Below are 12,848 nucleotides of genomic sequence, written 5' to 3' on the forward strand. Positions count from 1 at the left end.
TGATTGCCAAAAGTTCTGACGCCTGAGGAACGCCTAGGTGCCTCAGCGCCTTTTATGCCTGAGTTTGCCGAAAAGGACTACACCACGTCATGGCGTTTGCAATGGATGGATCGGGCTCGATAACGGAAAATTGCTGCCCGCCCGCTATCGCCGAGCACGAACTTGACTGCTGACTGCCCCGCCGTACGTATCCTCCTGGCTGATGACCACCCCATCTTTCGTATGGGCCTGCGCAGCCTGATCGAACAGGATCCCGAGTTGCTGATCGCCGGTGAGGTCGGCGGCCCCCTGGAGCTCACTGAATGGCTGCACAGCCATCCCTGCGACCTGCTGGTGACCGACTTCATGATGCCCGTGGCCAATCAGGCGGACGGGCTGCGCCTATTGGAATACGTGCAACGCTACTGGCCAAGGCTGCCGATTCTGGTGGTGACCTCGTTGCTCAACCCGGGCCTTTTCCGTGCCATGCTCAATACGGGCGTGAGAGGCTTGATCGGCAAGGGCAGTCTGGTGGAAGAGCTGCCCATGGCCGTCAATCAATTGCGGCGCAACAAGTTGTTCATTGCCCGATCCGTGACCCACGTCTTGATGGCATCGGGCGAGAACCGCATCAACCGGCTCTTTGAACAGGAGCCCCTGTCGCCCCGTGAGCTGGAAGTCACTCGACTATTTGCCGCAGGCCTGTCTGTCGGACAGATAGCGGCCGCCATCAATCGTAGCAAACAGACGGTCAGCGCTCAGAAAGTCACGGCCATGCGCAAGCTTGGCGTCCCCAGCGATGCCGCACTGTTCATCTATCTCCAGGAGCACCACGAGACTTGAGCGCCGAACGCCACGCCTGGCTGTCCTCCAGCTCCCGGACCTCGGCCAGTGGCAGCGCCTCGCGTGGCAGGCAGGCGGTGTCCACATAGGCTTGCAATAGACAGTGCAGCACGCTGGCCGAAGCCGGTTTTTGCAGCGCCGCCAGCACATGCAACCCTTGTTGCCGGGCGCATTGAGCCGCCTGATCCAGCCGCGGCCGCGCGGTGCTGCTGAGAACGATCAAGGCATGGGCGAGCTTTTGCCCTGCCAGGTGGTTGATCAGGTCGACGCCGTCGCCCTGGTCCAGCTGCAGGTCACAGATGGCGATGTCCACTGGCCCGCGACTGGCCAGCGAGGCCTCGGCCGCTTCCAGGCTCTCTGCGGTCAACACGTCAAAAACGCCGCTGGCATTGAGCATCTGGTGGATAGCCATCAATTGAAACGGACTGTCTTCGAGCACCAGCACTTTCAATGAGCGCATGGGCGGTTCCTCCGGAAAAGGGGGGGGCACAGCCGGACGCCATGCGTGGCGCACACTGTAGATAAACCACCTAGGGCGCGGGAATAGGAAATTTCCGAAAGAACTGAAGGGCGTTTCCTACATGGTGCCTGGCCAATTCCAGCAGCAACTGCTCGATGGCCAATCGCATTCGGGGGACCTGATCCATCCCGGGCTGGGCACAGGCTCTGGCCAGCGGCATGGCGTCGACCAGGCTGGCAATCCCCTTGAGTCGGTGACAGCTGCCGCTCAAGGCCGTCTGGTCCTCCTCGGCCAGCGACTGCAAACAGCGCCACTCTCGACGCAGGTCCGCCACCAGTTCCTCCTCCAGTCGCCGCAGCAAGCGGGCATCGCCACGGCTAAACTGCCGCAGCCGGTTGCGGTCCAGACTCGGCTCCGTGATGGCCTCTAATACCTGAGGAGCCAGCGGCTTGCGCAGCAGACGGTTCATGCCTGCCTGCGCAGCCAGCGCTTCGTCTGCGGGGGTCCAGCAGGCCGAGCAGCCCAGGACCGTCATCGGCGCTCGCTGCTGGCGTGCCTCCAACTGCCTCAGCAGGGCGCTCAACGCATAGCCGTCCATCAATGGCATACGACAATCGGTGATCAACAGCTCGAATGAAGCGTCCGCCCAGGCCCGCAATGCCGCAGCTCCACTGCCGACGGCCACGGTTTCACCGCCCAGGCAGTCAAGACGACGGGCCAGCACGGAGCGCTGGATAGCGACCTCATCGACGATCAGTATGCGCAACGGGCGTTGACGGCGATTGCCATGGTCACTGTTCATCTGGCCATTGCGCCATCCCCGCCCTCGGATCAAGAGCGCACAAGTGTGTCACGCAGGCCAAAAAAAGCCCGTCGGATGACGGGCTGGTATTCTGTAGGAAAATGACGATCAGAGCGCAGCGCCACGATTACCGTGCTGTGCGACGAAAGCCTGCATGGCGCTCAGGTCGTTGGGCAATACCGTGCATTTCTCTTCCCGCTCGAACAGGTCGGTCAGGTGTGGCGGCAGGTCCAGCGCTTTGCCTACCCCGGCCTTGATGACCGCGTCAGGGAACTTGACCGGGTGCGCGGTCCCCAGAATCACCATGGGAATGTCCAGGCTGCGGCGGCATTCACGGGCTGCACGTACGCCGATGGCGGTATGAGGGTCGAGCACTTCACCAGTCTGCTCGAACACTTGGGCGATGGTCGCACACGTCTGCTCGTCGTCGACGGCCAGCGAGTCGAACAGCTTGCGCGCTTCGGTCCAGCGCTCCTGTTCGACGCTGAAACGGCCCCCGCGCTTGAAGTCGGCCATAAGCCCGGCGATCGCTGCGCCATTGCGACCGTGCAGGTCGAACAACAGGCGCTCGAAATTCGACGAGACCATGATGTCCATGGAGGGCGACAGGGTGGCGTGCAGGGTTTCCTTCACGTACTGGTTGCCGCTCATGAAGCGATGCAGGATATCGTTGCGGTTGGTGGCGACAATCAGCTGATTGATCGGCAGGCCCATGTTGCGCGCCAGGTAACCGGCGAAGATGTCGCCGAAGTTGCCGGTGGGCACCGAGAAAGACACCGAACGGGCCGGGCCACCCAGCTGCAGCGAAGCGTGAAAATAGTAGACGATCTGGGCCATGATCCGCGCCCAGTTGATCGAGTTGACCGCCACCAGTGGCGTGCCCTTGAGGAACGACTGGTCTGCAAAGCTGTTCTTGACCATTTCCTGGCAGTCGTCGAAGTTGCCTTCGATGGCCAGGTTATGCACGTTGGCACCGGTCACGGTGGTCATCTGCCGGCGTTGCACTTCGGAGACGCGCTTATGTGGATGAAGGATGAAAATGTCGACGTTGTCGCAGTGCTTGCAGCCTTCGATGGCGGCCGAACCGGTGTCGCCGCTGGTGGCACCGATGATGACCACCCGCTGCTTGCGCTTGGCCAGCACGTAGTCGAGCAGGCGGCCGAGCAATTGCAGAGCGAAATCCTTGAACGCCAGGGTCGGGCCATGAAACAGCTCCAGCACCCACTCGTTGCCGTCGAGCTGGCGCAACGGGGCGATCGAGGCGTGGGCGAATACACCGTAGGTCTCTTCGAGGATCTTCTTGAAGTCGGCGTCCGGGATGCTGCCGGTGACGAAGGGACGCATGACCCGAAAGGCCAGCTCGTGATAGGGCAGACCGGCCCAGGAAGCAATCTCTTCCTGGGTGAAACGTGGCAGGTTTTCCGGCACGTAAAGGCCGCCATCGCTGGCCAGGCCGGCCAGCAGGACTTCTTCGAAGTCGAGGGCCGGTGCCTGGCCGCGAGTACTGATATAACGCATTGCTAACTCCTCAGGCTCAGGCCGATCAGTTCAGTTGTTCGACGCGGATACGCACGACGCTGCCTGCCACGCCCTCGAGCGCTTCGAGGGCAGTGATTGCATCGTTCATGCGCTTTTCCACCACGCGGTGCGTCAGGAGAATCAGCGGCACCAGTCCGTCCTGCTCCTCCACTTCCTTCTGCATGATCGACTCGATATTGATGCCGCGCTCGGACAGGATGCTGGCCACCTGGGCCAGGACGCCCGGGTGGTCTTTGGCCTGGATGCGCAGGTAGTAGGCGCTTTCACACTGCTCGATCGGCAGAATCGGATGAGCCGACAGCGAGTCCGGCTGGAACGCCAAGTGTGGGACACGGTTTTCCGGGTCGGAGGTCATCGCCCGCACCACGTCCACCAGATCGGCCACCACGGACGAGGCGGTGGGTTCCATGCCGGCGCCGGCGCCGTAGAACAGGGTGGAACCGGCAGCATCGCCGTTGACCATCACCGCGTTCATGACGCCGTTGACGTTGGCGATCAGGCGGTCGGCCGGGATCAGCGTCGGGTGTACCCGCAGCTCGATGCCGTGGGCCGTGCTGCGTGCCACCCCCAGGTGCTTGATACGATAGCCCAGCGCTTCGGCATAGTTGACGTCGGCAGTGGTCAGTTTGGTGATGCCTTCGGTATAAGCCTTGTCGAACTGCAACGGAATGCCAAAGGCGATCGACGCCAGAATGGTCAGTTTGTGCGCGGCGTCGATACCCTCGACGTCGAAGGTCGGGTCGGCTTCGGCATAACCGAGCGCCTGGGCTTCGGCAAGGACGTCTTCGAAGGTTCGGCCTTTCTCGCGCATCTCGGTGAGGATGAAGTTGCCGGTGCCGTTGATGATCCCGGCCACCCAGTTGATGCGGTTGGCGGACAGGCCCTCACGGATGGCCTTGATCACCGGAATGCCACCGGCGACGGCCGCTTCGAACGCCACGATCACGCCCTTTTCCCGCGCCTTGGCGAAGATCTCGTTGCCGTGCACGGCGATCAGTGCCTTGTTGGCGGTGACCACGTGCTTGCCATTCTCGATCGCCTTGAGCACCAGCTCGCGCGCGACGGTGTAGCCACCCATCAACTCGATGACGATCTCGATCTCGGGGTTGCTGGCCACGGCGAAAACATCGTGGGTAATGCTGATACCGGTCGTTGCAAACTGAGGCTTTGGCGTGCGCACCGCAATCTGTGCCACTTCGATTCCGCGCCCGGCACGGCGGGCAATCTCCTCGGCGTTGCGCTGCAGAACGTTAAAGGTGCCACCACCGACGGTACCCAACCCACAGATGCCTACTTTGACCGGTTTCACACTGAACTCCCCATGAAACGGCCGACGCGAAGTCGGCCGTGAAAAAAGCCGCAAATGAGCTTGCGGCTTCGTTTTGACGGCAGGCACCTGGCCCGCCAGACAATCTTACCGAAATTACTGAGCGGCGAGCGCCAGTTTTGCAATTTGTGGCGCAGGCTGGTAACCCGGAATCATCTGGCCATCCTGCAGAACGATGGCCGGAGTGCCGCTGACGCCGATTGACTGGCCCAGTTCGAACTGGCTGTTGACCGGGTTGTCGCACTTGGCGGCGGCAACATCCTTGCCGGACATCATGCTTTCGAAAGTCTTGCGGCGGTCCTTGGAACACCACACTGCCTGGAGTTCCTTGTCACCCGGCGAGTCCAGGCCCTGACGCGGGAACGCCAGGTAGCGCACCTCGATACCCATGCGGTTCAGCTCGGCCACTTCGCCGTGCAACTTCTGGCAGTACGGGCAGGTGGTGTCGGTGAACACAGTGATGTGCGACTTGGTTTCGCCCACCGCAGGGAAGATCACCATCTGGGCGGCCGGCACGCCGTTGATGGTCTGGGCCACGGACTGGCGCTCGACCTTTTCGGTCAGGTTGACCGGTTTGCCGTCCTTGATCTGGAACAGGTAGCCCTGCATCACGAACTGGCCATCGGGGCTGGCGTACAGCACACGACCGCCCTTGAGCTTGACCTCGTAGAGGCCGTTGAGCTCGCTGCTGGCGATGCTTTCCACCGGCACGTCGAGCTGGAGGGTGGCAAGGGTCTTGCGAATGGCCTGCTCGGCGGCATCATCGGCCATGGCAAAAGTGCTGGCCAACGCTAAGGCGGCAGCGACGAGGATTCGGGTCACACGCATGGGAACTCCTGGGGGCGACGTGGTAAAAACACGGAAAGAAATCGGGCAAGCCTAACACATCAGCCCTGCTCATCCGACCTTTGGGCTCAGGGAAGCGTTACACCAGTTGTCCACTTTCATCCGCGCGGATGATGACGCTCGTGCAGCTCCTGGAGCCGGGCGCGCGCCACGTGAGTGTAGATCTGCGTGGTGGAAAGATCACTGTGGCCCAGCAGCATCTGCACCACGCGCAGATCGGCGCCATGGTTGAGCAGGTGCGTGGCAAAGGCATGACGCAAGGTATGGGGCGATAACGAACTGTGGACGCCGGCCACCTGGGCTTGATGCTTGATCCGGTGCCAGAACGTCTGCCGGGTCATCTGCTCTCCTCGCTGGCTGGGGAACAGCACATCGCTGGGCCGGCCATTCAACAGCGTGTCGCGGCCATCGCGGACAAATCGTTCGACCCAGACGATGGCCTCTTGCCCCATCGGCACCAGGCGTTCCTTGCTGCCCTTGCCCATCACCCGCAGCACGCCCTGGCGCAGGTTGACCTGGTCCAGCGTCAGGCTGACCAGCTCGGTGACCCGCAGACCGCAGGCGTACAGCACTTCAAGCATCGCACGGTCGCGCTGACCGATAGGCTCGCCGAGGTCGGGCGCGTCCAGCAAGGCTTCGACATCGGCCTCGGACAGCGATTTGGGCAGCGGCCTGCCCAATTGCGGCATGTCCACCTGTAGGGTCGGGTCGACACCGATGAGCTTTTCCCTGAGCAGATAGCGATAGAAACCACGTGCACCGGACAGGAAACGCGCCGTCGAACGGGGCTTGTAGGCTTGATCGACGCGCCAGGCCAAGTGATCGAGGATGGCCTCTCGGCCAATACTGGGCAGATCCCCGCCCCGCTCGCCCAGCCAGCCGTTGAACAACTCCAGGTCACTGCGGTAGGACTCGCGACTGTTGTCGGCCAGGCCTTTTTCCAGCCAGAGGGCGTCAAGGAACTGGTCGATGAGGGGGTGAGGGCTGGCGGGCATTGGAGGGCTCCCCTGTCAGTGGCGTTGCAAAGCGGCAGCTCGCTCGGGAAGCAGGCGCCGCGGTGTCTGTTCTCGAGAAAGCTCGGTCCTGCGGGGTTGTCACACACCGCAGAATCACGACGTCTGTCCAACCTGAATGGCAGGCACAAAAAAGCAGCCCGAAGGCTGCTTTTTATCACGCATGGCGACCCCGTGATCGCCGGTCAAACTAGCCTCAGGCCAGTTTTTCCTTGATACGTGCTGCTTTACCGGACAGGTCACGCAGGTAGTACAGCTTGGCTTTACGCACGTCACCACGACGTTTCACGGCCAGGCTGTCGATTTGCGGGCTGTAGGTCTGGAAGGTACGCTCGACGCCAACACCGTTGGAGATCTTGCGAACAGTGAAAGCACTGTTGATACCACGGTTGCGCTTGGCGATGACAACGCCTTCGAACGCCTGCAGACGGCTACGATCGCCTTCCTTCACTTTCACCTGAACGACAATGGTGTCGCCCGGGGCAAAGGTCGGGATCTCTTTGGTCATCTGCTCGGCTTCGAGTTGCAGAATGATTTTGTTGGTCATGCTGTGCTCCTAAGGTAAATCGTCTGATCTACCATCGATACGTTAACTATCGTCCCGCTGCCCGAGGTAGTCGGCCAGCAGCTTTTTCTCTTCTCCAGAAAGCGAGCGGCCTTCCAGAAGATCGGCGCGTCGTTCGTAGGTCCGCCCAAGGGACTGCTGCAAACGCCATCGCCGGATGTGTGCGTGATTGCCACTTAGCAACACGTCGGGAACACGCTGATCCGCATATACCTCCGGTCGGGTGTAATGCGGGCAATCCAGCAGCCCATCCGTGAAGGAATCTTCCTCCGCGGAGTCCGCATGCCCTAGCGCTCCGGGCAGCAGTCGTGTAACCGCATCGATCAGGACCATTGCCGGCAGCTCGCCGCCAGACAGTACATAGTCACCTATCGACCACTCTTCATCGACATGAGCCTGAATGAACCGCTCGTCGACGCCTTCATAGCGCCCGGCGATCAGAATCAGAGACTCCTGCTTCGCCAGTTGCTGCACCGCCTGCTGAGTCAGCTTGCGGCCTTGTGGCGACAGGTAGATTACCTTCGCCGCATCCCCTGCTGCCTGCCTGGCCTGAACCAGAGCATCCTCCAGGGGCTTGATCTTCATGACCATGCCGGGACCACCACCAAAAGGCCGGTCGTCCACCGTATGGTGTCGATCGCTGGTGTAGTCTCGCGGGTTCCAGCAGGTCAGTTGCAACAACCCCTGTTTCACCGCGCGGCTGGTAATGCCGTACTCGCTGATGGCCGAAAACATCTCGGGGAACAAGGTGATCACGTCTACGCGAAGGCTCGCCATCGCTTAGAAGTCCGCGTCCCAATCCACCCTCATTTCGCCGGCACCCAGGTCGACTTTCAACACGCACTGCCCGGTATAGGGCAACAGGCGTTCACGGTCATCCAGACTGCCCACGCAGGGCTTTACCACCATTACATCGTTGGCGCCGGTCTCCAACAGGTGATCGACTACACCGAGCAACTGCTCGCTCTGGTCGATGACTTTCAGACCTTGAAGCTGGTACCAGTAGTACTCGTCTTCGGTCAGGTCGGGCAAAAGGCTTCGCGAGATGCAGATTTCGCAACCGGCGAGAAGACGGGCTTCATCGCGATCATCGAGGCCTTTGAGCTTGGCAACCAGGTCCTTTTGAGTGGATCGGCCGCTGACCAGCTCGACCTGCTTGACTACTACACCGTCACGCTTGAGCGTCCAGGCCTTGTAGCTCAACAGGTTTTCAATCGGATCGGCAAAGGAATAGACCTTCACCTCGCCGCGAACGCCGTGTACCGAGAAAATCTTGCCCATGACGATCAAGTCATCGGCGGAGTCTGGCGTCGCGTTCATATTGCTCAGGCCGCGGCCTTGGCAGCTTCCTTCAACAACTGAGCAACACGCTCAGAAGGTTGTGCACCCACGCTCAACCAGTGGTTGACGCGTTCGTGGTTCACGGACAGACGGATTTCCTGACCACGAGCAACAGGGTTGAAGAAACCAACCTGCTCTTTGTGCGAGCCGTCACGCGGGTTACGCGAATCGGTCACGGTCAGTTGGTAAAATGGGCGCTTTTTGGAGCCGCCACGGGCAAGACGGATGGTTAGCATTGAACATCGTTCCTGTAGTCGGTGCTGCAAATCATAATGCACAGCGGGCACACGGGTGCCCGAAAGGCCGCATATTCTCAGGGAATACACGGACATTTGCAAAGTGTTTTTACTCGCACAGGGGAATGGCCGGATGGCCGGAGAGTCCACGCAGGGCCAGGTGGGCCCGACCCCACGTAAAACAAGGGTTTACAGTTTGGGCATGCCACCGCCGCCGGGCATCATGCTGCCCATGCCGCGCATCATCTTGGCCATGCCGCCCTTGGTGGAAAACTTCTTCATCATCTTCTGCATCTGCTTGTGCTGCTTGATCAAGCGACCGATGTCCTGCACCTGAGTGCCCGAACCCATGGAGATGCGGCGCTTGCGCGAGCCACTGATCAGGTCTGGATCGCGGCGTTCGGCCGGGGTCATGGAGTTGATGATGGCCTCCATCTGCTTGAACTGCTTTTCGGCGGCGTTCTGGGCATTGCCCATCTGCGCGAGATTGACGCCGCCCATGTTCGGCAGCTTGTCCATCAGACCGCCCAGGCCGCCCATGTTTTTCATCTGCAGCAGCTGGTCGCGGAAATCCTCGAGGTCGAAGCCCTTGCCCTTCTTCAGCTTCTTGGCCAGTTTGTCGGCCTTTTCCTTGTCCATCGTCTGCTCGGCCTGTTCGATCAGGCTGAGGACGTCACCCATGCCGAGGATGCGCGAGGCGATCCGCTCGGGGTGGAAGGGCTCGAGCGCTTCGCTCTTCTCGCCCATGCCGATGAACTTGATCGGCTTGCCGGTGATAGCGCGTACCGAAAGTGCCGCGCCGCCACGGGCATCGCCGTCGACCTTGGTCAGGATCACGCCGGTCAGCGGCAGCGCCTCGCCAAAGGCCTTGGCGGTGTTGGCGGCATCCTGGCCGGTCATGGCGTCGACCACAAACAGGGTCTCGGCCGGCTTGACCGCCGCGTGCAGCGCCTGGATCTCGCCCATCATCTCGGCGTCGATGTGCAGACGGCCGGCGGTGTCGAGGATGACCACGTCGATGAACTTCAGCTTGGCTTCGCGAATCGCCGCTTCGGCGATGGCCACCGGCTTCTGGCTGATGTCGGAGGGGAAGAACACCACGCCGATGTCGTTGGCCAGGGTTTCCAGCTGCTTGATGGCCGCCGGGCGATAGACGTCCGCCGACACCACCATCACGGTCTTCTTCTTGCGCTCTTTAAGGAAGCGCGCCAGCTTGCCGGCGGTGGTGGTCTTGCCCGCGCCCTGCAGGCCGGCCATCAGGATGACGGCTGGCGGGGTGACGTTGAGCACCAGTTCTTCGTTGGCGACCCCCATCACTTCTTCCAGCTCGGCCTGGACGATCTTCACGAATGCCTGGCCCGGCGTCAGGCTGCGCGAGACCTCGGTGCCCACGGCGCGATCACGGACCTTGTTGACGAAGTCCTTGACCACCGGCAATGCCACGTCGGCTTCGAGCAGGGCCATGCGCACTTCGCGCAAGGTGTCTTTGATGTTGTCTTCAGTCAGCTTGGCCTTGCCAGTGACATGGCGCAGCGTCTGGGAAAGACGGTCTGTCAGGTTTTCAAACATGCGCGATCCTTTCAGGCTCGTCAGAGCCGAATGCATTTCATAGAGAGCCTGGAGCGGCCCGGCCCACGCGGATCGGCGAGCCTGCGGCAAGGGCAGGTCGCCGATTATAGCGAAGCCTGTGCCGCAACACACCCCGCGACGTGCACAGTCTTTCAGGGAGCAGCCTTTATATGCCAAACTCGGCGCCTTCAGACCTCGCGTCACAGGACTTATGCTCGCTTTGTCACCCAGTCTGCTTCCCAGCCTCGCCGCCGCTGTCCTCTACGCCGCTGCGACCCTCTACCAGGCCACCCGCGTCAAGCAGGGCAACCGTGCCGACAAACGCCTGCTGTATGTGCTCGGCACGCTCGCCGTCATTGCCCATGGCAGCGCGCTGTACTTCCAGCTGGTCAACCCGCTGGGGCTGACCCTGGACTTCATCAGCGCCGCCAGCCTGATTGCCGCCGCCGTGATCGTGGTCACCTTGATCGCCTGCACGCAGATACCGGTGGAAAACCTGCTGCTGCTTTTATTCCCGCTGGCCCTGGTCACGGTGCTGGTGGCACAGTTCGTCCCCGCCGGCACCAGCCCGCTGGTGGATGAAGAGCCGGGGATCCTGTCGCACATCCTGCTGTCGATCCTGGCCTATGGCATGTTCACCATCGCCGTGGTGCAGTCCTTGCTCCTGCTGTTGCAGAACTATCAGCTCAAGCACAAGCACCCCATGGGCTTGATCAAGAACTTCCCGCCTCTGCAAACCATGGAAAGCCTGCTGTTCGGCTTCCTCTGGGCTGGCTGGGTGCTGCTGTCGATGTCGCTGATCTCCGGCTGGCTGTTCGTCGAAAACCTGTTCACCCAACACCTGGTGCACAAGACCCTGCTGGCCTGCCTGGCCTGGATTGTCTTCAGCGTGCTGTTGTGGGGTCGCAACCGGTTGGGCTGGCGCGGGCACAAGGCGATCCGCTGGACACTGGCTGGTTTCTGCCTGCTGATGCTGGCCTACTTCGGCAGCAAGCTGGTCCGCGAATACATCCTGCACATCTGAGAAGCGCGAATCATGGAGACTCTGCCCCTCGGTTCCCTGCTGGGTGCGCTTTTGCTGGCAATCCTGTGGACCGCCCTGTTCAGCGTGGTCCGCCACGCGCATCTGATCCAGGCCGAAAAGCCGCCCGGCAAAGGCAAGGGTCAGCGTCCGACAACCCACTTTCCAGTGCAAGGGGTGATGCTGTGCCAGACGGTCGGCCAGGTCCTGGCCGTAGTGTTTGCCGTCGACATGGGCGCCTGGCTGTGGGGCAGCCTCGGTAGCTGGATCGGGGCGATCATTGCTGCGGTCCTGTTGCTGATCTTGACCGAATACCTGACACACCGGGCTGCCAGTCGCCAGCCTCAGGCTTTCGTCAGCCTGGCCAACGCGATCCTGCCGCTGACCCTGAAGCTGGTCTGGCCACTGGCCTGGCTGCTGGACGGCGTCGCGCGATTGATGCTCAAACCCTTCGAGCCCAGGCCTCAGGCCGTCAACGAGCACGCCGATGACCCCGCGCCGCGCAACGTGCTCGAAGAGCTGGCCTACGATGCGCGGGCCAACAAGCCGCAGTTGCTCAAGGGGATCCATGCCCTGGACAGCATCACGGTCAACGACATTCTGGTGCCGCGCAACGAAGTGGACGGCATCGACCTGGAAGATTCCATCGAGCAGATCATCGAGCAGTTGATCATCAGCCGCCACACCCGCCTGCCGGTGTTTCACAACGACATCAATCAGGTCGAACGAGTCCTCAATACCCGGCAGATCAGCCACCTGCTGCCCCGTGGCGAGCTGACCAAGCAAGCCCTGCTGGATGCATGCTACGACGCCTACTTCGTGCCGGAAAGCACGCCCCTGCAAGTGCAGCTGCTGAATTTCCACAAGCAACAGCGCCGGCTCGGCGTCGTCGTGGATGAATATGGCGAAGTGTTGGGACTGGTGACGCTGGAGGACATTCTCGAAGAGATCGTCGGCGAGTTCGAAGACGAGCAGACCGCTTCCAACCCGCACATCCATCCACAGCCGGACGGCCGCTTTGTAGTCGAAGGCGCAGCATCCATTCGCGACCTCAATCGCAGCCTGAACTGGCATCTGCCCAGCGACGGCCCCAAGACCCTGAACGGCCTGGTCACCGAAGCGCTGGAAAGCATTCCCGATTGCGCGGTGTGCCTGAAGATCGGCCGTTACCGCCTGGAAATTCTCGAGACCGAGGATAACCGCGCCAGCCGCGTACTGATCTGGTATGTGAAGCCGCCGCCGCAGGCCTTGTAATCCTTGCCGCTGGTTTGCAGCCTCCCTAGAATCACCCGACCATAACAATCGGC

At 61.4% G+C, this 12,848-nt stretch carries 13 protein-coding genes and 1 pseudogene; 3 read left to right on the forward strand and 11 right to left on the reverse strand.

All coding sequences use genetic code 11. From position 1 onward, the window contains the following. Positions 1 to 162: 162 nt before the first annotated feature. A complete protein-coding gene (locus tag HB675_RS00240; protein ID WP_256737438.1) occupies positions 163 to 822 on the forward strand; it encodes a response regulator transcription factor in 660 nt (219 codons plus the stop codon). Positions 823 to 907: 85 nt separating this feature from the next. Here HB675_RS00240 and HB675_RS00245 read toward each other — a convergent pair. The 11 genes and pseudogenes from HB675_RS00245 to ffh form a co-directional block, all read right to left on the reverse strand. Further along, positions 908 to 1,282 (reverse strand): annotated as a pseudogene (locus tag HB675_RS00245) (response regulator); the annotation flags it as partial. Between the two features lie 70 nt (positions 1,283 to 1,352). Next, on the reverse strand, positions 1,353 to 2,084 hold the full coding sequence (locus HB675_RS00250; RefSeq protein ID WP_213875083.1) for a response regulator: 732 nt from the start codon (positions 2,082 to 2,084) through the stop codon (positions 1,353 to 1,355). Positions 2,085 to 2,192: 108 nt separating this feature from the next. Next, a complete protein-coding gene (gene thrC / locus HB675_RS00255; protein WP_213875084.1) occupies positions 2,193 to 3,602 on the reverse strand; it encodes a threonine synthase in 1,410 nt (469 codons plus the stop codon). A gap of 25 nt (positions 3,603 to 3,627) precedes the next feature. Continuing rightward, entirely contained in the window at positions 3,628 to 4,932 is a 1,305-nt protein-coding gene (locus HB675_RS00260) for a homoserine dehydrogenase (protein WP_213875085.1), read from the reverse strand. 114 nt (positions 4,933 to 5,046) lie between these two features. Beyond that, positions 5,047 to 5,778 carry a bifunctional protein-disulfide isomerase/oxidoreductase DsbC gene (dsbC, locus tag HB675_RS00265; RefSeq protein ID WP_213875086.1) on the reverse strand — a complete coding sequence of 244 codons (732 nt, stop codon included), beginning with the start codon at positions 5,776 to 5,778 and terminating at the stop codon, positions 5,047 to 5,049. A gap of 116 nt (positions 5,779 to 5,894) precedes the next feature. Continuing rightward, positions 5,895 to 6,791, reverse strand: a complete 897-nt coding sequence (xerD, locus tag HB675_RS00270) for a site-specific tyrosine recombinase XerD (RefSeq protein WP_213875087.1) — start codon at positions 6,789 to 6,791, stop codon at positions 5,895 to 5,897. 214 nt (positions 6,792 to 7,005) lie between these two features. Then, positions 7,006 to 7,356: a 50S ribosomal protein L19 gene (rplS, locus tag HB675_RS00275; RefSeq protein ID WP_166568940.1), complete on the reverse strand. Its 351-nt coding sequence runs from the start codon at positions 7,354 to 7,356 to the stop codon at positions 7,006 to 7,008. Positions 7,357 to 7,398: 42 nt separating this feature from the next. Then, on the reverse strand, positions 7,399 to 8,151 hold the full coding sequence (trmD, locus tag HB675_RS00280; protein ID WP_213875088.1) for a tRNA (guanosine(37)-N1)-methyltransferase TrmD: 753 nt from the start codon (positions 8,149 to 8,151) through the stop codon (positions 7,399 to 7,401). A 3-nt stretch (positions 8,152 to 8,154) separates the two neighbouring features. Then, complete coding sequence (gene rimM / locus HB675_RS00285; protein WP_213875089.1) at positions 8,155 to 8,694, reverse strand: ribosome maturation factor RimM; 540 nt, start codon at positions 8,692 to 8,694, stop codon at positions 8,155 to 8,157. 5 nt (positions 8,695 to 8,699) lie between these two features. Continuing rightward, the gene (gene rpsP / locus HB675_RS00290; RefSeq protein WP_213875090.1) at positions 8,700 to 8,951 is read right to left on the reverse strand and encodes a 30S ribosomal protein S16; all 252 of its coding nucleotides are present in this window, start codon (positions 8,949 to 8,951) and stop codon (positions 8,700 to 8,702) included. A gap of 189 nt (positions 8,952 to 9,140) precedes the next feature. After that, positions 9,141 to 10,520 (reverse strand): signal recognition particle protein, encoded by a 1,380-nt coding sequence (gene ffh / locus HB675_RS00295; protein WP_213875091.1) that lies wholly within the window; start codon positions 10,518 to 10,520, stop codon positions 9,141 to 9,143. 211 nt (positions 10,521 to 10,731) lie between these two features. On the opposite strand from ffh, the gene ccsA reads away from it, so the two are divergent. Together ccsA and HB675_RS00305 are read left to right on the forward strand one after the other, a co-directional pair. Then, a complete protein-coding gene (gene ccsA / locus HB675_RS00300; RefSeq protein WP_213875092.1) occupies positions 10,732 to 11,544 on the forward strand; it encodes a cytochrome c biogenesis protein CcsA in 813 nt (270 codons plus the stop codon). Between the two features lie 12 nt (positions 11,545 to 11,556). Next, positions 11,557 to 12,795, forward strand: coding sequence for a transporter associated domain-containing protein (locus tag HB675_RS00305; protein WP_213875093.1), 1,239 nt, complete (start codon positions 11,557 to 11,559; stop codon positions 12,793 to 12,795). Positions 12,796 to 12,848 lie beyond the last annotated feature (53 nt).

Source organism: Pseudomonas sp. dw_358 (assembly GCF_018449655.1).
Lineage (GTDB): Bacteria > Pseudomonadota > Gammaproteobacteria > Pseudomonadales > Pseudomonadaceae > Aquipseudomonas.

Excerpts from the sequence above, each read along its gene's own strand:
- HB675_RS00250 (WP_213875083.1), bottom strand. The coding sequence starts at position 2,084 with ATGAACAGTGACCATGGCAATCGCCGTCAACGCCCGTTGCGCATACTG.
- thrC (WP_213875084.1), bottom strand. The coding sequence starts at position 3,602 with ATGCGTTATATCAGTACTCGCGGCCAGGCACCGGCCCTCGACTTCGAA.
- dsbC (WP_213875086.1), bottom strand. The coding sequence starts at position 5,778 with ATGCGTGTGACCCGAATCCTCGTCGCTGCCGCCTTAGCGTTGGCCAGC.
- xerD (WP_213875087.1), bottom strand. The coding sequence starts at position 6,791 with ATGCCCGCCAGCCCTCACCCCCTCATCGACCAGTTCCTTGACGCCCTC.
- rplS (WP_166568940.1), bottom strand. The coding sequence starts at position 7,356 with ATGACCAACAAAATCATTCTGCAACTCGAAGCCGAGCAGATGACCAAA.
- trmD (WP_213875088.1), bottom strand. The coding sequence starts at position 8,151 with ATGGCGAGCCTTCGCGTAGACGTGATCACCTTGTTCCCCGAGATGTTT.
- rimM (WP_213875089.1), bottom strand. The coding sequence starts at position 8,694 with ATGAACGCGACGCCAGACTCCGCCGATGACTTGATCGTCATGGGCAAG.
- rpsP (WP_213875090.1), bottom strand. The coding sequence starts at position 8,951 with ATGCTAACCATCCGTCTTGCCCGTGGCGGCTCCAAAAAGCGCCCATTT.
- ffh (WP_213875091.1), bottom strand. The coding sequence starts at position 10,520 with ATGTTTGAAAACCTGACAGACCGTCTTTCCCAGACGCTGCGCCATGTC.
- ccsA (WP_213875092.1), top strand. The coding sequence starts at position 10,732 with ATGCTCGCTTTGTCACCCAGTCTGCTTCCCAGCCTCGCCGCCGCTGTC.
- HB675_RS00305 (WP_213875093.1), top strand. The coding sequence starts at position 11,557 with ATGGAGACTCTGCCCCTCGGTTCCCTGCTGGGTGCGCTTTTGCTGGCA.